The organism is Klebsiella sp. Sb-30 (assembly GCF_057652795.1).
The window spans coordinates 2,311,511-2,334,875 of sequence record NZ_CM172749.1 but is presented as its reverse complement, the minus strand read 5'-3'; the positions used below and the strand labels follow the sequence as shown (position 1 = coordinate 2,334,875).

21 protein-coding genes are annotated in these 23,365 nt (G+C 57.8%); 14 read left to right on the top strand and 7 right to left on the bottom strand.

Features of this window, described 5'->3' with window-relative positions:
• Window positions 1-3: 3 nt before the first annotated feature.
• A complete protein-coding gene (locus tag AC236I_RS10925; RefSeq protein ID WP_004862857.1) occupies window positions 4-1,449 on the top strand; it encodes a nucleobase:cation symporter-2 family protein in 1,446 nt (481 codons plus the stop codon).
• Between the two features lie 247 nt (window positions 1,450-1,696).
• Window positions 1,697-3,844 carry a formate dehydrogenase subunit alpha gene (fdhF, locus tag AC236I_RS10920; protein WP_143722578.1) on the top strand — a complete coding sequence of 716 codons (2,148 nt, stop codon included), beginning with the start codon at window positions 1,697-1,699 and terminating at the stop codon, window positions 3,842-3,844.
• Window positions 3,845-3,995: 151 nt separating this feature from the next.
• On the opposite strand, the gene AC236I_RS10915 is transcribed toward fdhF, so the two are convergent.
• The 3 genes from AC236I_RS10915 to AC236I_RS10905 form a co-directional block, all read right to left on the bottom strand.
• A complete protein-coding gene (locus AC236I_RS10915; protein WP_004862868.1) occupies window positions 3,996-4,454 on the bottom strand; it encodes a (2Fe-2S)-binding protein in 459 nt (152 codons plus the stop codon).
• A 45-nt stretch (window positions 4,455-4,499) separates the two neighbouring features.
• Window positions 4,500-7,715 carry a molybdopterin cofactor-binding domain-containing protein gene (locus AC236I_RS10910; RefSeq protein WP_015584172.1) on the bottom strand — a complete coding sequence of 1,072 codons (3,216 nt, stop codon included), beginning with the start codon at window positions 7,713-7,715 and terminating at the stop codon, window positions 4,500-4,502.
• Between the two features lie 348 nt (window positions 7,716-8,063).
• Complete coding sequence (locus AC236I_RS10905) at window positions 8,064-8,834, bottom strand: DeoR/GlpR family DNA-binding transcription regulator (protein ID WP_004862872.1); 771 nt, start codon at window positions 8,832-8,834, stop codon at window positions 8,064-8,066.
• A 90-nt stretch (window positions 8,835-8,924) separates the two neighbouring features.
• On the opposite strand from AC236I_RS10905, the gene AC236I_RS10900 reads away from it, so the two are divergent.
• Window positions 8,925-9,308: a VOC family protein gene (locus AC236I_RS10900; protein WP_015584171.1), complete on the top strand. Its 384-nt coding sequence runs from the start codon at window positions 8,925-8,927 to the stop codon at window positions 9,306-9,308.
• 35 nt (window positions 9,309-9,343) lie between these two features.
• Window positions 9,344-9,985, top strand: a complete 642-nt coding sequence (locus AC236I_RS10895; protein ID WP_048024870.1) for a CatA-like O-acetyltransferase, family 1 — start codon at window positions 9,344-9,346, stop codon at window positions 9,983-9,985.
• Here AC236I_RS10895 and arsC read toward each other — a convergent pair.
• Genes arsC through AC236I_RS10880 form a run of 3 tightly spaced genes read right to left on the bottom strand, consistent with a single transcriptional unit; the run spans window position 9,965 to window position 12,058 of the window.
• Window positions 9,965-10,390 carry a glutaredoxin-dependent arsenate reductase gene (arsC, locus tag AC236I_RS10890; protein WP_015584169.1) on the bottom strand — a complete coding sequence of 142 codons (426 nt, stop codon included), beginning with the start codon at window positions 10,388-10,390 and terminating at the stop codon, window positions 9,965-9,967. The genes AC236I_RS10895 and arsC overlap by 21 nt on opposite strands.
• 9 nt (window positions 10,391-10,399) lie before the next feature.
• Window positions 10,400-11,692, bottom strand: a complete 1,293-nt coding sequence (locus AC236I_RS10885) for an arsenic transporter (protein ID WP_015584168.1) — start codon at window positions 11,690-11,692, stop codon at window positions 10,400-10,402.
• A gap of 45 nt (window positions 11,693-11,737) precedes the next feature.
• Window positions 11,738-12,058 carry a metalloregulator ArsR/SmtB family transcription factor gene (locus AC236I_RS10880; RefSeq protein WP_004862888.1) on the bottom strand — a complete coding sequence of 107 codons (321 nt, stop codon included), beginning with the start codon at window positions 12,056-12,058 and terminating at the stop codon, window positions 11,738-11,740.
• An 88-nt stretch (window positions 12,059-12,146) separates the two neighbouring features.
• On the opposite strand from AC236I_RS10880, the gene arsH reads away from it, so the two are divergent.
• Window positions 12,147-12,845 carry an arsenical resistance protein ArsH gene (arsH, locus tag AC236I_RS10875; RefSeq protein ID WP_128319179.1) on the top strand — a complete coding sequence of 233 codons (699 nt, stop codon included), beginning with the start codon at window positions 12,147-12,149 and terminating at the stop codon, window positions 12,843-12,845.
• Between the two features lie 40 nt (window positions 12,846-12,885).
• On the opposite strand, the gene AC236I_RS10870 is transcribed toward arsH, so the two are convergent.
• On the bottom strand, window positions 12,886-13,389 hold the full coding sequence (locus AC236I_RS10870) for a DUF1543 domain-containing protein (RefSeq protein ID WP_015584166.1): 504 nt from the start codon (window positions 13,387-13,389) through the stop codon (window positions 12,886-12,888).
• A 289-nt stretch (window positions 13,390-13,678) separates the two neighbouring features.
• Between AC236I_RS10870 and AC236I_RS10865 the strand changes: the two genes are divergently transcribed.
• The 9 genes from AC236I_RS10865 (at window position 13,679) to AC236I_RS10825 (ending at window position 23,273) form a co-directional block, all read left to right on the top strand.
• On the top strand, window positions 13,679-14,902 hold the full coding sequence (locus AC236I_RS10865) for an SfnB family sulfur acquisition oxidoreductase (RefSeq protein WP_316936010.1): 1,224 nt from the start codon (window positions 13,679-13,681) through the stop codon (window positions 14,900-14,902).
• 10 nt (window positions 14,903-14,912) lie between these two features.
• Window positions 14,913-15,578: a methionine ABC transporter permease gene (locus AC236I_RS10860; protein WP_015584164.1), complete on the top strand. Its 666-nt coding sequence runs from the start codon at window positions 14,913-14,915 to the stop codon at window positions 15,576-15,578.
• Between the two features lie 43 nt (window positions 15,579-15,621).
• Window positions 15,622-16,398, top strand: coding sequence for a MetQ/NlpA family ABC transporter substrate-binding protein (locus tag AC236I_RS10855; protein ID WP_064359814.1), 777 nt, complete (start codon window positions 15,622-15,624; stop codon window positions 16,396-16,398).
• A 49-nt stretch (window positions 16,399-16,447) separates the two neighbouring features.
• Window positions 16,448-17,506: a methionine ABC transporter ATP-binding protein gene (locus AC236I_RS10850; RefSeq protein WP_015584162.1), complete on the top strand. Its 1,059-nt coding sequence runs from the start codon at window positions 16,448-16,450 to the stop codon at window positions 17,504-17,506.
• A 148-nt stretch (window positions 17,507-17,654) separates the two neighbouring features.
• Window positions 17,655-19,358: an ABC transporter substrate-binding protein gene (locus AC236I_RS10845; protein ID WP_015584161.1), complete on the top strand. Its 1,704-nt coding sequence runs from the start codon at window positions 17,655-17,657 to the stop codon at window positions 19,356-19,358.
• A gap of 45 nt (window positions 19,359-19,403) precedes the next feature.
• Window positions 19,404-20,363: an ABC transporter permease gene (locus AC236I_RS10840; protein ID WP_015584160.1), complete on the top strand. Its 960-nt coding sequence runs from the start codon at window positions 19,404-19,406 to the stop codon at window positions 20,361-20,363.
• Between the two features lie 2 nt (window positions 20,364-20,365).
• Window positions 20,366-21,313: an oligopeptide ABC transporter permease gene (gene opp4C, locus AC236I_RS10835; RefSeq protein ID WP_054829409.1), complete on the top strand. Its 948-nt coding sequence runs from the start codon at window positions 20,366-20,368 to the stop codon at window positions 21,311-21,313.
• Complete coding sequence (locus tag AC236I_RS10830) at window positions 21,310-22,290, top strand: ABC transporter ATP-binding protein (protein ID WP_015584159.1); 981 nt, start codon at window positions 21,310-21,312, stop codon at window positions 22,288-22,290. The genes opp4C and AC236I_RS10830 overlap by 4 nt, the downstream gene beginning before the upstream one ends.
• Window positions 22,287-23,273, top strand: a complete 987-nt coding sequence (locus tag AC236I_RS10825) for an ABC transporter ATP-binding protein (protein ID WP_004862923.1) — start codon at window positions 22,287-22,289, stop codon at window positions 23,271-23,273. The genes AC236I_RS10830 and AC236I_RS10825 overlap by 4 nt, the downstream gene beginning before the upstream one ends.
• Window positions 23,274-23,365: the final 92 nt, after the last annotated feature.

The following is a 23,365-nucleotide window of genomic DNA, read 5'->3' as shown; positions in this document are numbered from 1 at the left end:
GTTATGAGCGCCATTGATTCTCAGCCACCATCGGTCTCTGGCAGCCCCCATACAACAGATGAGGTGGATCGCGTCTTGTCGCCGGGGAAGCTGGTCGTTTTGGGTTTGCAACACGTTCTGGTTATGTATGCAGGTGCCGTCGCCGTGCCTTTAATGATAGGGGACCGGCTAGGATTAAGTAAGGATACGGTGGCGCTACTGATCAGCTCCGATCTGTTTTGCTGCGGCGTCGTGACGCTACTGCAATGTATCGGTATCGGTCGTTTTATGGGGATTCGTCTCCCGGTCATTATGTCAGTGACCTTTGCCGCCGTCACGCCGATGCTGGCCATTGGTATACACCCTGACATCGGACTGCTGGGGATTTTCGGTGCGACGATCGGCGCCGGAATCATCACCACCCTGCTCGCCCCTCTCATCGGACGGCTGATGCCACTATTTCCACCGCTGGTCACCGGCGTGGTGATCACCTCTATCGGTTTGAGCATTATGCAGGTCGGGATCGACTGGGCGGCCGGCGGGAAAGGCAATCCTGACTATGGTAATCCGGTTTATCTGTGCATCTCCTTCGCCGTACTTCTGTTTATCCTGCTGGTCACACGCTTCGCCAAAGGTTTTATGTCTAATGTCGCCGTCCTGTTAGGCATCGTCTTTGGCTTTGGCCTTTCCATGATGATGAATGAAGTCAACCTCAACGGCCTGTACGACGCCAAATGGTTCGCAATTGTCACTCCGATGGCGTTAGGGACGCCGGTCTTCGATCCGGTGTCGATTATCACGATGACCGCCGTGGTCATCATCGTTTTTATTGAGTCGATGGGGATGTTCCTGGCGCTGGGTGAAATTGTGGGCCGCAAGCTGACGCCGCAGGATATCGTTCGTGGTTTGCGCGTTGACGGTATCGGCACGGTGTTTGGCGGCGTTTTCAACAGCTTCCCCCACACTTCTTTTTCGCAAAACGTCGGGCTGGTCAGCGTCACAGGCGTTCACAGCCGCTGGGTCTGCGTGGCTTCCGGCGCTATTCTGATCATATTCGGGATGGTGCCGAAAATGGCGGTGCTGGTCGCCTCAATCCCGCAGTTTGTGCTGGGCGGCGCAGGGCTGGTCATGTTCGGCATGGTACTGGCGACGGGAATTCGCATTCTGGCGCGTATTAACTACTCCTCTAATCGTTACAACCTTTATATCGTCGCCATCAGCCTTGGCGTGGGTCTGACACCAACGCTGTCGCATGATTTTTTCTCAAAATTCCCGACAGTACTGCAGCCGCTACTGCATAGCGGGATCATGCTGGCCACGTTCAGCGCCGTCACCCTCAATCTGTTCTTTAACGGTTACAACAAACACACGGGGCTGATTCCCGAGAACCCGGCGGTTAAGCGCCAGCCACGTACGATGCGCATGTGGTTACTGATGCGCAAAGTTAAACAGCAGCAACACGATGAATAACGAGAAAGACTACGGCGTCAATGCATAACTCTGACGCCGTCATCCCGCTACCGGGAGCATTCATTCCGCGAACTCAGGAGCACTTATCATGTTATTACGCCTGGTTTTCGCCACCGCGGTTCTCTGTTTGCTGAGCCTGCCAGCGGTGCAATATGCCATTAATTTGAGTTTCCATAGCCGCTTCGACTTTTGGTTATTCTTTTAATCGCGCTGTCTCCGCTTCGTTCTGACGAGGAAAATTATCATAATGAAAAAGGTGATTACCGTATGCCCGTATTGCGCAGCTGGCTGTAAGATCAGGCTGGTCGTTGAGGAGGAAAAAATCCTTCGTGCCGAAGCGGCAATGGGAAAAAACAACCAGGGAACCCTGTGCCTGAAAGGCTATTATGGCTGGGATTTCATTAACGATACCCAGATCCTCACCCCGCGCCTGAAAACCCCTATGATCCGCCGTCAGCGTGGCGGAAAACTGGAATCCGTCTCCTGGGAGGAGGCGCTCGACTACGTCGCGACCCGTCTCAGCGCCATTAAGGCGAAGTACGGTCCGGACGCCATTCAGACCACCGGTTCGTCCCGCGGGACGGGGAACGAAACTAACTATGTGATGCAAAAGTTCGCGCGCGCCGTTATTGGTACCAATAACGTCGACTGCTGCGCTCGCGTCTGACACGGCCCTTCGGTTGCAGGTCTGCACCAGTCGGTCGGTAATGGCGCCATGAGTAATGCCATCACGGAGATTGATAACACCGATCTCATCTTTATCTTCGGCTACAATCCGGCCGACTCACACCCTATTGTGGCGAATCACGTCATCAACGCCAAACGCAACGGGGCGAAGATTATCGTCTGCGATCCGCGCAAGATTGAAACCGCGCGCATTGCCGATATGCATATTGCCTTGAAAAACGGCTCCAACATCGCGCTGCTCAACGCCATCGGCCACGTCATTATCGAAGAGGATCTCTACGATAAATCCTTCGTCGCCAGCCGTTCTGAGGGCTTCGAGGAGTATCGTAAAATCGTCGAAGGCTATACGCCGGAGTCGGTGGAAGCCATCACCGGCGTCAGCGCGCAGGCGATCCGCGCCTGTGCCCGGATGTATGCCGGCGCGAAATCCGCCGCCATCCTGTGGGGCATGGGCGTGACCCAGTTCTATCAGGGCGTGGAGACCGTGCGCTCGCTGACCAGCCTGGCGATCCTCACCGGCAACCTCGGCAAGCCGAGCGTCGGCGTCAACCCGGTGCGCGGCCAGAACAACGTGCAGGGCGCCTGCGATATGGGGGCGCTGCCGGACACCTATCCGGGCTATCAATACGTGAAATTCCCGGAGAACCGCGAGAAGTTCGCCAGAGCCTGGGGCGTCGGGAGCCTGCCGGCGCATACCGGCTATCGCATCAGCGAGCTGCCGCACCGCGCGGCGCACGGTGAAGTACGGGCAGCGTACATTATGGGCGAAGATCCGCTGCAGACCGACGCCGAGCTCTCTGCCGTGCGTAAAGCGTTTGAAGAGCTGGAACTGGTGATTGTCCAGGATATTTTCATGACCAAAACCGCCGCGGCGGCCGACGTTATCCTGCCGTCCACCTCGTGGGGCGAGCACGAAGGCGTCTATACCGCAGCGGACCGCGGCTTCCAGCGCTTCTTTAAGGCGGTAGAGCCGAAGTGGGACCTGAAAACCGACTGGCAGATCATCAGCGAAATCGCCACCCGGATGGGCTATCCGATGCACTATAACAACACCCAGGAGATCTGGGACGAGTTGCGGCATCTGTGCCCGAACTTTTACGGCGCCACCTACGAGAAAATGGGCGAGCTGGGCTACGTGATGTGGCCGTGCCGCGATGAGTCCGACGCCGACCAGGGGACCTCTTATCTGTTTAAAGAGAAGTTCGCTACCCCGAACGGGCTGGCGCAGTTCTTCACCTGCGACTGGGTTGCGCCGATCGATAAGCTCACCGACGAGTATCCGATGGTGCTCTCCACCGTGCGGGAAGTAGGCCACTATTCGTGCCGTTCCATGACCGGCAACTGCGCGGCGCTGGCCACGCTGGCGGATGAGCCGGGCTATGCGCAAATCAATACCGCCGATGCCGCGCGACTGGGTATTGAGGATGAGGCGCTGGTGTGGGTGAACTCACGTAAAGGCCGCATTATCACCCGCGCGCAGGTCAGCGACCGGCCGAATAAAGGGGCGGTCTATATGACCTATCAGTGGTGGATTGGCGCCTGTAATGAGCTGGTAGCGGAGAACTTAAGCCCGATAACCAAAACGCCGGAGTACAAGTACTGTGCCGTGAACGTTGAGCGCATCGCCGACCAGCGCGCCGCCGAGCAGTATGTGATTGATGAGTACACCAGGCTGAAAGCCCGCCTGCGCGAAAGCGCAATGGGTTAACACTGTTCCCCGCTTGCGCTACGTTTATCGGGGAAAAGATCCGGCCGCTCTCGGGAGTCGTCAGGAGCGATTAGATCAGCGGGTCAGGTTATCAGACAGAAAAGAGAGCAACCCGGGCCAGGTGTCTACACCTTAGCCCGGGTTTTACGATCTATGACTTTAAAGCATGGTGAATAGAATCAAGAATCGGTTGATAGCCGGTACAGCGACAGATATTCCCCTCCAGCACATCTTTCAACTGTTCATCCGTCGGCTGTGGCACTTTAGTCAGCAGCGCCGTGGTACTCACCAGTACGCCAGGAGTACAAAAACCGCACTGCACGCCGCCTTTCTCGACAAATGCCTGCTGCAGTTTTTGCGTCAGCGGGTTATCGTTCAATCCTTCAAGCGTGGTGATTTCCGCCTCATCGCACTGCCCGGCCAGAACCAGACATGAACAGACGGCATGACCATCCATTAATACCGTACAGGCGCCGCACTCCCCGATGGAACAGCCCTCTTTAGTGGCACTCAGGTGCAAAGTGTCGCGCACCAGATCCAACAACCGCATATGACCTTCCACTTTCGCTTCCACCAGCTTGCCATTGACCTTCACTTTGATTGTGCTCATTGCGCTATCCTGTGCGGGGCGATATCACGCCCCGTTAATTAATGGTTATTTATCAAATTCTTGCTTCGCCTGCGCCATCATGTCGCGGAACATACTGATAAACACAGGCTGCTTATAGGCCGCGGACCAGCGTTTGCCGATGGCGGCATCGATCAGCTTTTCCAGAACCGCACAAGCGCTGTCAATCGATGCATGCTCTAACCGCTGGCCAATCAGGCAACGCTCGACATCAGGCAGGCGCTGCGGTTTGCTAAACAGCGCGCCATCCACCAGCCGGCAGTAGTCGACGCAGCCGTTGGTATCCAGCGCCAGCAGCGCGCTCAGACTTTGCCGGGTAATATTCAGCGCATTACGTCGCCCCAGTTGATGATAGAAACCTCTGGCCTCCGGTCTGGCTGGCGGCGGCAGGATCACCTGAGTCAGCAGCTCATCCGGCTGACGCTGGGTTTTATAGCCAGATAGCAGAAACTCACCCAGCGACATCCGCCGCGTGCCGCGCAGAGAATGCAGCACAATACTCGCATCGTAGAGGATCGCCGGTGGAATGGAGTCGCCACAGGGTGCGGCGTTAACGATATTGCCGCCAATGGTGGCGCGGTTACGAATCTGATGTGAGCCTACGGTGTGACAGGCCTGAACCAGTAGCGGATAACGCTCGCGCAGCAGCGGATGCTCGCTGATACGGTTAAAGGTCATCGCCGCGCCAATGACCATCTCATGACTATGGGGATCTTCTGTAATCCCGGTCAGTTCCTGAAGACGGGAAATATCCACCAGCTTCATTGCCCGGGTTTGCATGCGCCCTTGCACAATGACATCCGTCCCTCCCGCTATTGCGCTCACGCCTTCCTGAGCCAGCAGCGTCAGCGCCTGTTCCAGATTCTGCGGACGGGTTACCGTCACGTCGGTCAGCCGCAGCACCTGCTTTTTATTTTCAGGCTCAATCATCAACTCGCTCTGCCGGGCGGGCTTTTTCAGATTGAAACCGAGGATCACCTGCTCAAGGGTCAGCGGCAACTTATTAAAGCGTTTCCCCAGCGCGAAGCTGACCGCATTATTGATAGCTGCCGCCGCCAGTTCAGTCGCCGGCTCGCCGATTCCTTTCGCACCGTACGGTCCGGCAAGATCGGGATTCTCTACGCCGATAACCGTCATTCGTGGAATATCTTTAATGGTCGGCAGGAGGTAGCTGTCAAAGTTTTCTGACTTCACCTGGCCGTGCTCAATATTGAAATCCTCCAGCAGCGCATAGCCAAACCCCTGGGCGACGCCGCCACAGACCTGGCCTTCAAACCCCACCGGATTGAGTATCCGCCCAACATCGTGCGCAGCGGTCACATGCAGGAGTTCAGTTTTCCCTGTACTGGTGTTCACCCGAACTTCAGCCACCTGGCAGCCATACACCCAGGTAAAGTACGGACTGCCGCAGCCTTTTTCCTCATCCCAGTGAATCGGCGGTGGGACGAACCAGCCATACTCGGTGAGACTGACGCTGGCCCATTTGGTTTTATTGACGGCGCTTTTAAAATCAATACGTCGGCTTTCGTCATGGCGATTGATTATCAACCCACCTGACCAGAGGGTGTCGGCAAGCTCGCAGGTGCCAAGCGTGTCGCCGACGACGCTGAGAATGCGCCGTTTAATCTTCTCTGCCGCATCGAGAATCGCCCCGCCACCCACCATCGTTCCGCGCGTGGCCGCCGTGGATCCGCCATCGCCAATTACCGAGGTTGGCGGTTCGCTAAAATGAATGTCTTCAAGCCCAATACCAAACGCTTCGGCGGCAATGAGCGACATGGTGGTCTGTAACCCCTGACCATTTTCTGATACTGATGTCGAAAGGTTAACGCTGCCGTCTTCGTTGACCTGAATCAGCGCCGTTGAGGTATCAACCCCTTCCGCACCGATAGAACAGCCGCGATAGCTCAGCGCCAGGCCAATACCGTAGCGCCAGACGCCTCCCTGTTGATTCAACACACGATAATGCTGGCGTTTCGCCATGAATTCTGCCGACGTGCTGGCCTTATTCAACACTTCAATTGCCGAAACGGTGTGGTTATCAAACACCTGGCCGGTAATCGAAGTATCGCCTTGTCGTAGCGCGTTTTTTTCACGCAGCTTCAGCGGTGGAATATCCAGGTATTCCGCAATCTCATCCATCAATGATTCATGGGCGTAGACGACCTGCGGCGAGCCAAAGCCACGCATCGCCGAGGTATAGCTGTTGTTGGTGTAGACCGCTTTCACATCAATATGGACATTAGGAATACGATAAGGACCCGCGGCCTGTACCGAAGACCGCCAGGTCACGAAGGGCGAAGAAGCGGCATAGCCGCCGCTGTCCGCGAGAATATCGACCTTCATCGCGACAATATGCCCGACCTCATCGAGCCCCACTTTATACTTCATTTTATAGGGGTGACGTTTGCAGCTCTCGATAATCGACTGTTCGCGGGTATAGGCGAATTTCACCGGGCGACCGGTTAAGTGGGTCAGTAAGGCCGAACGGCAGGCCAGATGGTCGATCACATCATCTTTACCGCCAAACGATCCCCCCATCACCGCCCGCTTAATATTAATTAAGCTCTGCGGACAGCCCATAAATTTGGCCACGAATCCGCGAACACGATGCGGATTCTGAATCGAACCGGAAATGATCAGGCTGCCGTCGGTGGGATCCAGCCAGCTGAGCACCACTTCCGGCTCGATATACGCATGCTCCTGAAAGCCCACTTCATACTCGCGCTCCAGCACATGGCGAGCCTCGGCGAACCCCTTATTAACATCGCCTTTAATCGTATGATGATGCGCGGCAATGTTGTCGCTGCGTTGCGGATGGATCAGCCGGGCACCGGGTGCCAGCGCCTGCTCAACATCGGTGAGCGGCGCATAGGGCGTATAGCGGACGTGTATTTTGTCAGCGGCCTCGCAGGCGGCCTCATAGGTGGTCGCCGCGATCACGGCAATCACGTCGCCGTGAAAGACCACCTCATCTTTGACGATCGGCAGGTAATCTTTCACGATAACCCCCACCGCTGGCGTGCCAGGAATATCCTGCCAGGTGGCAATTTTCACCACGCCGTCGACCGCCAGCGCATCGCTCAAATCAAGGTGTTCAATTTTGCCCGCCGGGATATCCGCATAGCGGCAGACACCAAATAGCATACCTGGCAGGGTGATATCATCACCATAAATGGCCGTTCCTTTGACTTTCGCCAGGCCATCCACTCGTCCCGGCGACGCTGAACGTAAAGCGCACATAATATTCCCCTTATTATTGTCCGTTGATGGCAAACCAGACTTAGCCATTGCATGCAGTATCCGTTCACCCACGGGAAAAACCCGTCCGGGACAACAAATCCAATATCTGTGCCATAAGTCCGCCGGGATGTGGTGCAGGTTATTATTTGTGACTGGAAACGCAAAAAGAGGCACCGACGGTGAAAAATCAGCGCAGCGGAGGATGCGGAGAGCGTATCACCGCCCGAACGACGGTGATTTTATCAAAGTGAGAAGACGTAATTTATCAAATTAATAATTGCCAGCCGTCGCCCGGATGGCGCGGCTCAGCAGGAGGTCTGTCGCCGATGCGGCGGCGTTTAGCGGGGGTCAGACGGTATAAATGCGGATATCGTGCTCGCGGAACGTGTCGCGATACTCGCGACTGATGTTCTCCTCCACCACCAGCACATCGATATCGCCGCTTTGGGCGACGACAAAACGGGCCACCGCCGGAATTTTATCCGAAGTCAGGCCGACGATAATTTCACTGCACTGTTTAATCACCGCTTTTTTAAATTCGCAATCGGCATAGTCGAATCCGGTCAGACCGGATTCCGGCGCCATCGCGCAGCCGCCGATAAACCCCTGATCAAACAGCACGCCCTGCAGCTGAGCCACCGCCGAAGCGCCAACGCAGCCGCCCGACGCTCGCTGAACCTGCCCGCCAAGCATCACCACGTCATACAGCGGCTTTTTGAGTAGTTCTGCGGCTATCTCCGGCGAATTGGTCACCACCGTTAACGCCAGTTCGGCTGGTAGCGCCTCCGCCATCGCCAGATTGGTGGTACCGGTATCGATAAAGATGCAGCCGCCGGGCTTCACCAGCCTTGCGCATTTCTGCGCGATTCTGAGTTTTGTTGCTGCATTTTTGTCTTTCCGCTCGCTGTAATCCCCGGCTTCCGGCAGGTTCATTACCGCGCCGCCGTAGACCTTTTTACAGAACCCGTCTTTGCTAAGTTCATGCAGATCGCGGCGAATTGTATGCTCGGAGACGTTTAAGCGGCTGGCCAGCTCGCTACAGACCACCCGACCGTTTTCCTGGAGGATCTGACAAATCAGCGCTTGTCGTTGCTGAGGGAAAGCTGCATAATCGAGCACATTAACTCCTGAAGTTATCTTAACCGAGCATTAAGGAGCATGATCATGCATCCGCCCGGCTCTGTCAACCTACCCTGTAAAGAGGTAAAAATGAAAATTGCCCATATCGCGCTCTGGACCCGGCAGCTTGAACAACAGGCCCGTTTCTGGACCAGCTTCTTTAACGGCCAGATTAACGAAAAATATTGCAGCCGGACCAATCCCGGCTTTGAGTCTTATTTTGTGAAAATTGGCGAAGATATTGCCATTGAGCTGATGTGCAAACCGGGGCTGCAGGCGGTCACGCCGGACAATAACCACACTGGGTGGGTACATCTGGCTATCTCCGTCGGCGGCGCGCAGCAGGTCGATGCGCTGGCGAAGCGGGCAGAAACACAGGGGATTTTAGTCTCCCCGCCGCGCACGACCGGCGACGGCTATTATGAAGCGGTGATCAAAGACCCGGATGGCAATCTGATTGAAATCGTTGCATAGTCATCGCTGCAACCCATTCTGAGCAGGAACGCGCCGTGTCTACCTACCATGTCATCGATAAAGAGAGCTGGCATCGTCGAGATCATTTCGAGTTTTATCGCACTTTTGCCAACCCCAGCTTCAACCTCTGCGTGCCGGTAGAAGCACAGCGCTTGTATGAGTGCGCGAAGGATCGCCAGGTCTCCTTTTTCCAGCTGGCGCTCTACGCGCTGCTGCGGGCAGCCAACGCGGTACCTCAGCTCAAGCAGCGGATGCGAGGCGACGATATTATTGAATATGATGATATTGCGGTGATGACGCCCGTCATGACCGCCCAGGAAGGGTTTCGTCAGGTGTGGTGCAACAATGCCGCCGACTTCGCCGCCTTTAGCCGGGCGGCGACGCCGAATATTGAGGCGGCAAAAACCACCGATCCGGCGCCGCTGATTGTCGAGGGCGAGCACTTTTTTTGCGCCAGCTGTCTACCGTGGCTCCATTTTAGCGCCATCACCCAGGCCGAGTATTATACGGGCGCGGCGGTTCCGGCGCTCACCTGGGGCAAACTGAAAAACGGCGTCATTCCGGTCGCGGGTAAATTCAACCACGCTTTTGTGGATGGGCTGCACGCCAGCCGTTTTTTCGCCCAGGTTGAAGCGGGGTTTGCCGAGCCGGATACCTTATGGCTGCCGCTGGTCTGAAGCCGCCACGACCCATTCCCCGTCCTCCTTACGAAACGGCTGTTTCTGCGCCTGGGTAAGGATCTCCAGCACCACTTCCGACGGACGACAAAGGCGTGTGCCCAACGGGGTGACCACAATGGGCCGGTTAATCAGGATCGGCTGCTGCAACATGCTCTCGATCAGTCGTTCGTCGCTAAGGGTTTCATCATCGAGCCCCAGCTGCGCGTAGGGTTCGACGTTTTTACGCAGCAGCGCGCGCACCGTTATCCCCATCGCCGCAATCAGACCCACTAACTCTTCCCGCGACGGCGGTGTGTCGAGATAGTAGATAATCGTCGGCTCAATACCGCTGTTGCGGATCATGGCCAGCGTATTGCGCGACGTGCCGCAATCCGGGTTGTGATAAATGATGGTGTTGCTCATATCAGGTTCTCACGACAGAGAAAAAGAGAGACGCAAAGCGAGTGCGGCCAGCGTCACCAGCAGTACCGGTAGGGTCATGATGATCCCGGTACGGAAATAGTAGCCCCAGGAGATGGCTCTGTTCTTTTGCGCCAGAACATGCAGCCAGAGCAGCGTCGCAAGGCTGCCGATGGGGGTGATTTTTGGCCCCAGATCGCAGCCAATGACGTTGGCGTAGATCATCGCCTCTTTAATCACCCCTGTTGCCGTGCTGCCATCAATGGATAGCGCTCCGACCAGCACCGTCGGCATATTATTCATGAGCGACGAGAGCACCGCCGTCAGCACCCCGGTGCCGAGCGTGGCCACCCACAGCCCGTTTTCCGCCAGCACATTCAGCACGCCGGAGAGCGCGTCGGTTAACCCGGCATTGCGCAGACCGTAAACAACCAGATACATCCCCAGCGAAAAGATGACGATTTGCCACGGCGCGCCGCGCAGCACGTTGCCCGTATGAATGACTCGTCCCTTTTTCGCCACCGCCAGCAGCACCGCCGCGCCGGCAGCGGCAATAGCGCTGACCGGGATCCCCAGCGGTTCCAGGATGAAAAAGCCGGCCAGCAGCGCCACCAGCACCACCCAACCGGTCAGGAACGTCGGGCGATCTTTAATCGCGCTGGCCGGTTCAGGCAACAGGGCCAGATCGTAGACCGCTGGAATATCGCGACGAAAGACCAGATGCAGCATCGCCAGGGTCGCGAGGATCGCCGCGATATCGACCGGCACCATAACAGCCGCATAACTGCTGAAGCCAAGATGGAAAAAGTCGGCCGAAACAATATTGACCAGATTCGACACCACCAGCGGCAGGCTGGCGGTATCGGCAACAAAACCGGCAGCCATCACAAAGGCCAGCGTCGCGCGCTGGCTGAAACCCAGCGCCGACAGCATCGCGATAACAATGGGGGTCAGAATCAGCGCCGCGCCATCGTTAGCAAACAGCGCAGCCACGACGGCGCCCAGCAGAATTATCCAGCTAAACAGTCTCCGCCCGCGCCCGTTCCCCCAGCGGGCAACGTGCAGTGCCGCCCAGGAGAAAAAGCCCGACTCGTCCAGCAGCAGACTGATAACAATCACCGCAATAAACGCCGCCGTGGCATTCCAGACAATATTCCAGACCACCGGAATATCGCTCAGATGAATAACGCCGAACGCCAGCGCCAGCGCCGCCCCCAGGCTCGCACTCCAGCCGATACTGAGTCCCTTCGGCTGCCAGATAACCAGCAGCAGCGTCAATAAAAAAATGGTCCCTGCGAGCAGCATTCCTCACCCCATCAAATATGTAATAACAGATATATTAAGCCGCCATCAGCAGGAAGACGGCGAAGCGTCAGCGACCCGGGCACGCACCTCATCACGCAGGCATCGCCATGCGCTGTCGATGATCTCTGCCGCCCAGGCCGGCATATGCGGCGACAAACGGTAGTGCACCCATTTCCCTTCCCGGCGGTCAAGAACCAGCCCTCCCTCGCGAAGAATCGCCATATGACGGGAGATTTTGGGTTGTGATTCCGCTGTCAGCGCGCAAATATCGCAGACGCACAGTTCACCTTGCTCCCTGAGCAACATCACGATCGTCAGGCGCGTGGCGTCAGACAATATTTTAAAAACCTCTAGCGGATGCGGCATTTTCGATTCCTTAGCGTGACATTTACATATATGCTAAATCATATATATTAATTTTGAAACAACCGCTCTCAAAAAAAGGCGTTCCCCCATGGCTGATTTTCCTGCCCTGCAACATGAATTTTTTGATTTTGAACTTGCCAACAAGCTCCCGGATCGGGCGCCACCGCGCATCCTCATTCTCTACGGCTCGCTTCGCGAGCGCTCTTTCAGCCGCTTCGCCGCGGAAGAGGCCGGGCGACTGCTGACGGCCATGGGCGCCAGCGTCCAGACCTTCAATCCTTCCGGACTGCCGCTGCCCGATGATGCGCCGGAATCGCACCCTAAAGTGGTTGAACTGCGTGAACGGGTGCGCTGGTGCGACGGGATGATCTGGAGTTCACCGGAGCGACATGGCGCGATGAGCGCGGTGATGAAAGCCCAGATTGACTGGATCCCCCTGAGCGAAGGTGCTGTTCGCCCTTCTCAGGGCAAAACGCTGGCGGTGATGCAGGTGTGCGGCGGTTCCCAGTCGTTCAACGCCGTCAATCAGATGCGCATCCTCGGGCGCTGGATGCGGATGTTTACTATCCCGAATCAATCGTCTGTCCCCAAAGCCTGGCAGGAGTTTGATGAACAGGGTCGCATGAAGCCCTCGCCGTGGTACGACAGAATCGTCGACGTCAGCGAAGAGCTGTTCAAGATAACCCAGCTGCTGAAAGGCCATACCCCGCTGCTCGCCGGGCGATACAGCGAACGTAAAGAGAGCCATCAGGCCCTCTCAGCGCGAGTCAATCTGGCCAAAATCTGACGGGCAATGAGCGAGGATGCCTCCCGGCGCTGACAGGATTTCAAATCCCAATCGGTTGATAGCCTTGCCACTCGGGTTTTGCCGCCTCGCCCGCAGCGTTGGGCGTCAGGTGTAGATACCAGTCGCCCACCTTGTCCAGCAGCAGACAATCATCGACGGCCTGCAGGTTGTCCTTATGCTGCTGCCAGGCGCCGCGCAGCAGCGTCTGCAGCGCTTTCGCCTTCGCCTCCCGCGCATCACTCGCCGCAAACAGTCCGAATTCATGTAGCTCCGCCAGGGTGTCGGATCGATAGCCGCCGGCGTTAACAAAGAACAGCTTCACTCCGTCGTGAGCAGGCGTTCTGGCCAAAGTCACCTCATAACCATCGGCCCAGCGGATCCTGCTATAGCCGTCAATATGGATTTTATCCGCATCGCCAAACCAGGCCTCGCGCAGCGCAGGCCACGCCTCTTCCGGGGTTCGCGCCACCACAAACTGAATGTCATGGACTTCAATATTCGATTTACCCGCATTGCCACCGACGTAGAACATAAACAGATGCATTGCCGATCCTCTGATGATCATTTTTCGATATATATCAAACTACATAACGCTTGTTGCAGCAAGTTTCCCCGGCGCAGGCTGTCGGAAATGCAACAGCCTGCTATCACCGCAGCTGCATTTGCAGCAGCCCCTCCGGCAAATAGAAACGTAATTAATTGATTTTATTCATCTAAAAATTCTCCGCGAACTGGCACAGCCTTTGCTATTCACATATAACACATTGGAATTATAGGTTATTTAGTTATCCATTTTTTGCATATAGCCATTTAGTTAACCACGAGAAATCCGTATGTCAGAAAGTAAATCGCCTGTCAGCTACACCCGCCATTCGCCGAATGCCCATGTCATCGGCAGCGATGAAGAAGCCATCGCCATCGCCCACGAGATTGCCCAGCGGCTACAACCCGGAGCCGCAGAACGCGACCGTCACGGGACGGTGGCGCCCGAGATTGTCGATACCTTCTCCAACAGCGGCCTGTGGGGCATCACGGTGCCGCGCCAATGGGGCGGTGCCGAGGTCTCCGCCGCCACTCTGGCCCAGGTGATTGCCATCATCTCCGCCGCCGATCCGTCGCTCGGACAAATTCCGCAAAACCACTACTGCCTGCTCGAGGACATTCGTTTGCAGGGCAGCGCAGAGCAGCAGGCCTTCTTTTTTAGTCTGGTGCTACAGGGGTATCGTTTTGCCAACGCGCTCTCCGAGACCGGCGGCAAAACGGTGCTCGATATCCGCACCCGCCTGGAAACCCGCGGTGAAACGCTGTACATCAACGGACGTAAGGGCTATTGCACCGGATCGCTCTACGCCCACTGGATAGGTATTCTGGCGCTGGACGCCGACGATCGCGCGCAGCTGGCCTTCGTACCGCGCGACAGCGCTGGCTTGACGGTGCTCGATGACTGGGACTGCCTTGGACAGCGGAATACCGCCAGCGGCACGGTCCTGGCGGAGAATCTGGCGGTCGCGCCGTTCCATCTTTTCCCGACGTGGAAATCTTATGCCACGCCGACGCTCGCCGGCCCCTTCGCGCAGCTCACCACCGCCGCGATTGATGCCGGGATCGCCCGCGCGGCCCTCAACGACACGGTCACCTTTGTTCGCCAGTTCGCCCGACCGTGGATTGATGCCGGCGTCGAACGGGCCAGCGACGATCCGCTCACCATCTACCATATCGGACAGATTGATAGCCGACTGGCCGCCGCTGAGGCGCTGCTGGAGCAGGCAGGCAAGGTTCTCGACCGGTTTAAACATGATCTCAGCGAAGAGCATGTGGCGCAGGCTTCCATCGCCGTTGCCCGCGCCAAAGTGTTCACCACCGAGGTCGCCCTTGACGCCGCCAGCCGCCTGTTTGAACTCAGCGGCACCCGGGCGACCGGCAACTTTCACAACTTCGATCGCCACTGGCGCAATGCGCGCGTTCACACCCTGCACGACCCGGTACGCTGGAAATATCAGCTGCTCGGCAACTGGGTATTAAACGGCATTCGCCCACAGCGTCACGACTGGAACTAAGGTGGCCCCCGTGCTGGAGTTTTTTGCCGATATCGACTGGAGCGATGTGACCCAGGCGGGCATCGACACGTTAATCATGCTGGGCTGGTCGCTGGGCTTTACCGTACTGTTCGGCCTGCCGTTGGGGATTGTCCTCTACCTCACCGGCCAGCCGCAGCTGCTGCACGCCCCGCGGCTGTATCGCCTGCTGTCGCTTTGCGTCAACGTCCTGCGTTCGCTGCCGTTCATTATTTTGCTGATCGTCATGATCCCGGTCACCACCTTAATTACCGGCACCTCCCTGGGCGTACAGGGCACCATTCCGCCGCTGGTGGCGGGCTGCGCGCCTTTCTTCGCCCGGCTGGTGGAAAGCGCTTTGCGCGAGGTGGATCACGGTCTGGTGGAGGCCAGCTGGTCAATGGGCGGCAATACCGCGCAGCTGATCTGGCACACCCTGCTGCCCGAATCACGCGGCGGACTGCTTGCCGCCGTCACCGTTACCGCGATTTTGCTGGTGGATTACACCTCTATGGCCGGGGTTATCGGCGGCGGCGGGCTCGGCGATCTGGCGATTCGTTTTGGCTACCAGCGCTTTCAGACCGACGTGATGGTGGTCACCGTCCTGCTGCTGATTGCCCTGGTGCAGATTTTACAGATGAGCGGCGACCGCCTCGTGCGGTACATGAGCCGTAAATAACACATTCACGCTACTTTTCCAGGAAAAAACCATGAACAACATCGTGAAAAAAAACCTTATCGCTGCCGGGCTGCTGACCCTCTTCTCCGCCTCTGTCGCCGCCAACGAGACGCTGACCGTCGGCGCCACGCCGGTACCGCACGCGGAAATCCTTGAGTTTGTAAAGCCGGAGCTGGCCAAACAGGGCGTTGATTTGAAAATCAAAGTCTTTAACGACTTTATTCAGCCCAACCAACAGCTGGCGGAGAAAAACCTCGACGCCAACTACTATCAGTACCGTCCGTTCCTCGAGAACTACAACCAGACGCGACATACCCATCTGGTGCCGGTGGTAGGCGTCCATATTGAACCGTTTGGCGCCTACTCCAGCAAATACCACGACATCAAAGCGCTCCCGGATGGCGCAACCATCGCGGTGCCGAATGATCCGGTCAACACCGGGCGGGCGCTGGTCATGTTAAGCGATGCCGGCCTGCTGACCCTGAAAAATCCGAAGGATCCGCAATCGGCGACCCGGGATATTGTCGCCAACCCGCACCATTTTAAAATTCGCGAGCTGGAAGGCGCCATGCTGGCACGGGCGGTGAATCAGGTCGATCTGGCGTTTATTTTCGCCAACTATGCGCTGGAAGCAGGGATCGACACCGATAAAGCCCTGCTGGTGGAAAAAGGCAGCGATCTGTACGTCGAGTATCTGGTGGCCCGTCCCGATAACCTCAACGATCCGGGGATCCAGAAGCTGGCGAAAGCGCTGCACTCCGACGCGGTGCGCAATTTTATCCTGACCCGCTACAAAGGCAAAATCGTCCCGGGCTTCTGATCGCCGGAGCGTATCCGGCAGCGCTGATGCTGCCGGTTTTTCAAGGTTGATGGAGCAAACTACCGTGACTCACGATCCTCATGCCGTACCGCATATCCAGTTAAGCGGAATAAGCAAAGCCTACCCTAACGGCGTTCAGGCGCTGCAGAATATTGACCTGACGCTCTATCAGGGCGAGATTTTTGGCATTATCGGCCGCAGCGGCGCCGGGAAATCGACGCTGCTGCGCCTGTTTAATCGCCTGGAAAACGCCGACAGCGGCGAAATCACCATTCACGGTGAACAGACATTGCGTTATTCACGCAGTCAGATGCGCGACCTGCGCCGCCGGGTGGCGATGATCTTTCAACACTTCAACCTGATGTCGACCAAAACGGTGGCGCAAAACGTCGAGCTGCCGCTCAAGATGGCCGGCGTCCCGCGGGCCGAAAGACAGCGTCGGGTCGATGAGATGCTGGAACTGGTCGGCCTCGGCGCCCTGCGCGATAGCTGGCCGGCAAAGCTCTCCGGCGGGCAAAAGCAGCGCACCGGGATCGCTCGTGCGCTGGTGACCCAGCCGGAAATTCTGCTTTGCGACGAGGCAACCTCGGCGCTCGATCCGGAAAACACCCTCTCTGTGCTTAAGCTGTTGAAAGAGATTAACCAGCGCCTGGGTCTGACGATTATCCTCATTACCCATGAAATGGAGGTTATCCGCACGCTCTGCGATCGGGTGGCGGTGCTGGAGCGCGGGCACATTATCGAACAGGGCGAGGTGTGGCGAGTGTTTGGCAACCCGCAACACGAGGTGACGCGCAGCATGACCAGTACGCTGCATCACGGTCGTCCCGGCGAGAACCTGTCGTCGGTGGACGGCTCGCAGCTGGTGACCCTGCACTTCGACGGCAGCAGCGGCGGTGAACCGGATTTACACCATATCGCTGCTTTGCTCGGCGACGGGGCACGCCTGCTGTACGGCAACTGCGAGCAGATTCAGGGGCGGGTCATCGGGCAACTGCGCATCCGGCTGCCCCGGCCGCTGGATGAGCGCGCGCTGGGTCAGCACGGCTGGGTCGCGGACCGTCTGACTCTCGCTACGGACCTGTCGGTGGAAAATTCTACGTCTTAATCAAAATCTGGCATTTTATTGCCAGATTATTGCTAATGCTGATTCGCTATAAATCATATTTTTTCGTTGTTAGACAGGCCGTGGTGCGCCTCTTATCTTTCGTCATGAATTGTAAATTTCAGCGCAATCATTTGATGAGGGAGCACTTTTGTCCAGATTACTGCACGGATTAAAAACTAAACGGACGCGATTTTCACACGCTCTTGGAATCGCGTTAATCGGCGGCACGCTGGCATTTTCTTCTGTGGCCAGCGCGGACGATATTTTGCAGGAAGGCATCACGCCGGCCACCGATGCCAGCCAGATCCCGGCGGCAGCCAAACTGCGTAAAGACACCGTCGTCGCCGGGATTTCCGAGCCGCAGGGGATCTTTAACCCCTACTTCTTCGTTAACGGCTGGGACGAAAACGTCACCAACGTCATCTTTTCACGCCTGATTGACTGGGACAGCCACGGCAACCTGGTCCCTGGCCTGGCCGAAAGCTGGCAAGTGAGCGCCGACAACAAAGTGTATACCATCAAGCTGCGGCCGAATCTGACCTTCAGCGACGGCTCGCCGCTCACCGCGGAAGATGTCGCCTTTACTCTGACCGTGCTGCTGGATCCAAAGTATGACGGCGATACCGATATTACCCTCGCCAACATTGCCGGCGGCGCCGAGTATAAAGCCGGGAAAGCCGACAGCGTCAGCGGCCTGAAGGTCATCGACCCGCTGACCCTGCAGGTCACGACGACGCAGCCCGGGGCCACCACCCTTTCGCGGATCGGAGGGCCGGTGCTGTCGAAAGCCTGGTACGGCAAAGAGTATCAGCGCGGCAACCTCGACTATCTCCGCACCCTGCACGGAAAACCGCTGGGCAACGGTCCTTACGTCTATGACAAATATATTCCGGGCCAGGAGATTCGTTTCCACGCTAACAGCCACTTCTACCGCGGCACACCGCCGACGCCGCGCTTTATCTACCGCGTCACCAACCCGTCGACCAACTTCCAGCTGTTCCAGACCGGCGAAACCGACTACGACGCCTTTACCTCGCGCCCGGACGATATCGAACAGCTGAGAATGCTCGGCTTCGCCAATATCAACCTCTACGGCTCCAGCGATTACAGCCAGGTGGAGTTTAACGTCCGTCGTCCGGCGCTGAAGGATGTCAAAGTTCGTCAGGCGCTGATTTACGGCCTCGACCGCCAGAAGCTGATCGATGTGGTGTACCAGGGCTATGGCAAGGTGGCCGTTGAACCGATCGCCCCTATCTCCTGGGCCTACAATCCGCAGGGGGTTAACCCGTATCACTACGATCCGGCGCAGGCGAAAAAACTGCTCGATGAAGCGGGCTGGAAACCGGGTCCGGACGGCATCCGCGTGAAAGACGGCCAGCGTCTGGAGCTGACGCTGCTGGTCAGTAAGAAGGTGCTCAACGATGCGCTGATCCCGATTGCCAAAGAGAACTGGCAGCAGATCGGCGTCGTGCTCAAGCCGCAGGTGGTCGACTTCAACGCCCTGATGGCCCAGCGTAAAGCGGGCAACTATGACCTGGCCTCCTTTAGCACCAGCACGCTCAACGACCCGCACGATGGCGTATGGGATTTCTACAGCACTGAAGCCAAAGAGTCAGGCTATAACAATCCACAGGTCGATAAGCTGATTAACGCGGGCAACGCCGTGCTCGACGTCGAAAAACGTAAGCCGATTTACCACCAGCTGTATCAGGTGCTGGCGGAAGACCCGCCGGTCATTCTTCTCGGCTACCGCCAGATTCTCTCGGCCAGCAGCGCCAGGGTATCCGGTTTTAAACCGGATATTTATAACGGCCTGACCGGCAGCCTGCCGGATGTGAAAATCGCCAGGTAACCATCACAGCCGCCGGAATAACCCGGCGGCTGATGTGAGAATGTTATGAGAAATTTTATCCTGAGACGGCTGCTGCAAACGCTGCCGATGCTGCTACTGGCCTCATTGATTATTTTTATGCTGTTTGCCAAAACGCCCGGTGACTTTATCGACGGTAATATTACCCTCACTGCCGCTCGCGCCGCCGAACTCAAAGCCATCTATGGCCTCGACCAACCGCTGTTGACCCGCTATCTGCACTGGCTCGGCCAGCTGCTGCGAGGCGATCTCGGTTTCTCGCTGCAGTACCAGATTCCGGTCAGCCAGCTGCTAAACCAGTACATCTGGAACTCGTTCCTGCTGGCAAGCATTGCGCTGGTTTTTTACTGGGGCATCGGCCTGACGGTGGGTATCGTCTCCGCCATGAAGCCAAACTCGCTGTTTGACCACCTGGTGAGCGTGGCGGTCTTTGCCGCGATGTCCTTTCCAACCTTTTTCCTCTGTCTGCTGCTGATTAAGTGGTTCGCCGTGGATCTGCACTGGCTGCCGGTTGGCGGAATGACCAACACCGGCAGCGATGACCGCGGCTGGGGCTATATCCTGCAGGTGGCCGCGCACCTGGTGCTGCCGGTTCTGGCGCTGGTGATGCTGCAGGCCGGCAGCCTGACGCGCTACTTCCGCGCCAGTATGCTTGACGTGGTCAGAATGGATTTTATTCGTACCGCCCGCGCCAAAGGGCTGCATGAACGGACGGTGATCTTCAAACACGCGCTGCGCAATGCGCTGCTGCCCATTATCACGCTGCTCGGCTTCGAGTTACCGGGACTGTTTTCCGGCGCCATCATCACGGAAAAGGTCTTTAACTGGCCTGGGGCCGGGCATATTCATATCGACTCACTGGCCGCCCGCGATTATCCGGTACTGATGGGATTTACCCTGTTTCTGGCGGTGCTCACCATTCTGGGCAACCTGATAGCCGATGTTCTCTACGCGTGGGCCGACCCGCGAATTCGGCTGAGGTCATAATCATGTTTAGCACTCTGTTTTCAACGCCACGTCGCCTGCGCAAGGCGGAGATTCCGGCGCTCGCTATGATCACCCCGTCACCGTGGCGCCAGGCCTGGCGGTCGCTTAAACGCAACCGGCTGGCCATGTTTTGCCTGCTGCTGCTGGCGGTGATGGCCGCCTGGTGCGTGCTGGGGCCGCTGTGGTCGCCGTGGAAAGATGATGCCACCGATGTCCTGATGATTAACAAGCCGCCCGGCGCTGAGCACTGGCTGGGCACCGACTTTCTCGGCCGCGATGTCTACACCCGCCTGCTGATGGCCGGACGTATTTCGTTGATTATTGGCCTGCTCACCATGCTGCTGTCGGTGGCGCTGGGCTACCTGCTCGGCGCCGTCTCCGGCTATGCCGGCGGCCTGACCGATAAGCTGATCATGCGCATGGCGGACCTGGTCATGACGATTCCCGGCCTGCCGCTGCTGATCGTCGCTGGCGCGATGTTATCCGAGCTCGATTTTTCCCCGGATGCCCGGATCTACATGGTCGTGGTGATGCTCAGCCTGCTGGAGTGGCCAAAGCTGGCGCGGTTGGTGCGGGGTCAATGCCTGTCGCTGCGCGAACGTGATTTCATGCTGGCAACCCGGGTGCTGGGCCTCTCCGCGCGCCGTCGCCTGTTTGGCCATCTGCTGCCCAATACCATTCCGATTCTGGTGGTTATGGCCACCATGGCGGTGGCAAATGCCATTCTGAGCGAATCGGCGCTCAGCTACCTTGGACTGGGGGTGGTTCCCCCCACGCCCTCCTGGGGCAATATGATGGACGCCGCCAACAGCCTGATCGATTTCCAGCGTCGTCCGTGGCTATGGATGCCGCCGGGTATCGCCATTTTTATCACCGTCATTGCCATTAACGTGCTGGGCGACGGCCTGCGCGATGCGATGGATCCGAAAATGAAACAGAGGCTGAAATGAGCGCCCCGTTAATCACATTCCGACAACTCTCGGTCTCCTTCGCCGCTGAAAAACAGCGTGTGCGGGCGGTACAGGAGGTGTCGTTCGCTATTCATGCCGGCCAGACCGTTGGGATCGTCGGCGAATCCGGCTGCGGAAAAAGCGTCACCGCCATGGCCTTAATGGGCCTGCTGCCGCCCCAGGCCGCGCGTATTGATAGCGGAGAAATCCTCTTTGACGGGCAGGACCTGCTGCGTCTGAAAGCCAACCCTATGGCCGACCTGCGCGGCAACCAGCTGGCGATGATCTTTCAGGAACCGATGACCGCGCTGAACCCGGTGCTGACCATCGGCGAGCAGCTGTGCGAGCCGCTCATTCGCCACCGTGGCGAAACGCCCAAAGCCGCCTGGCTCCACGCCACCCGTTTGATAAGCGAAGTGGGGCTGGCGCGCGCGGATAGCCTGATGAACAGCTACCCGCACCAGCTCTCCGGCGGGATGCTACAGCGCGTGATGATTGCCATGGCGCTGAGCTGCCAACCGAAGCTGCTGATCGCCGATGAACCCACCACCGCGCTGGATGTCACCGTTCAGGCGCAAATCCTGCGCCTGCTGCGCGATCGGGCGCAGTCCAGGCGGATGGCGATGCTGCTGATCACCCACGATTTGGGCGTGATTGCGCAAATGGCGGAACAGGTGGTGGTGATGTACGCCGGCCGGGTGGTCGAGTCTGGCCCGACGGCCGAGATCTTACGCCACCCGCAGCATCCCTATACTCAGGGGCTGATCGCCTCGCGTCCGGTGCCCGGCGAACGACGCCGTCGCCTGTACTCAATTCCCGGCCAGGTGCCGGATCTGGCCGCCCTGCCGGCCGGCTGCGCCTTTGCCGACCGCTGCCAGCGGGCCAGCGCAGTCTGCCGCCAGAGTCTCCCTCCGTTATTGGGAACAACGCGGCAGGCCGCCTGCTTTCACACCCTATCCGCGGGGCCGGTTGCATGAACACTGAAAGCCATGAATATGTCATTGAAGTCGAAGGATTAAAAAAGCACTTTCCGCTGCGCGAGGGGCTGTTTGGCCAGCAAACCGGGCAGCTACGGGCGGTGGACGGCGTCAGCTTTCGCATCCGCCAGGGGACCATTTTCGGCCTGGTGGGCGAATCCGGCAGCGGGAAAACGACCGTGGGGCGCACGCTACTGGGGCTATACGAGAAGAGCGCCGGTAGCGTGAAATACCGGGGCCGGGAGCTCTCCGCCCTCTCCTCGCAGGAGATGCAGGCGCTACGCCCTAAAATCCAGCTGGTGTTTCAGGATCCCTACAGTTCACTGAACCCGCGGATTCGCGTTGGCGAGGCGATTGGCGAAGCCATGCTGCAGCATAAACTGTGCAGCCGGGCGGAACTCTATGACAAGGTGATTGCGGTCATGCAGATCTGCGGCCTCGCGCCCCACCACTACAATCGCTTTCCACATGAGTTCTCGGGCGGTCAGCGCCAGCGTATCGGGATTGCCCGGGCGCTGATTCTCAACCCGGACTTTATCATTGCCGACGAGCCGATCTCGGCGCTGGATGTCTCTATCCAGGCGCAGATCATCAACCTGTTTTCCGATCTGCGCGACGATTTCGGCGTTACCTTTCTGTTTATCTCCCATGACCTTGGCGTGGTGGAGCATCTCTGCGATGACGTGGCGGTGATGTATCTCGGACAATTGGTGGAGACCGCCAGTCGCGATGCGCTGTTTGCCCAACCGCGCCACCCTTACACCCAGGCGCTGCTGGCGGCGGTACCGACGCTCGAGCCGCACGCCGAACCCGTCGCGGTTGTACAAGGCGAGATCCCCGATCCCGCGAATCCGCCGCCCGGCTGTCGTTTTTCTTCACGCTGCCCGAGCGCTAACGACCGCTGTCGCCGCGAAATCCCCGCGCTGCGTGAGATAGCCGCCGGCCACTTTGTGGCCTGCCATGAGGTGGTCGCCTCCTGCTAAAGCGCGAGGCCCTGCGACTGTCGGTCAACGTGGCCGGCACCTGAGCTGAGGCAAAAAAAAACCAGTCAGCAATGACGCTGGCTGGTTTTAAC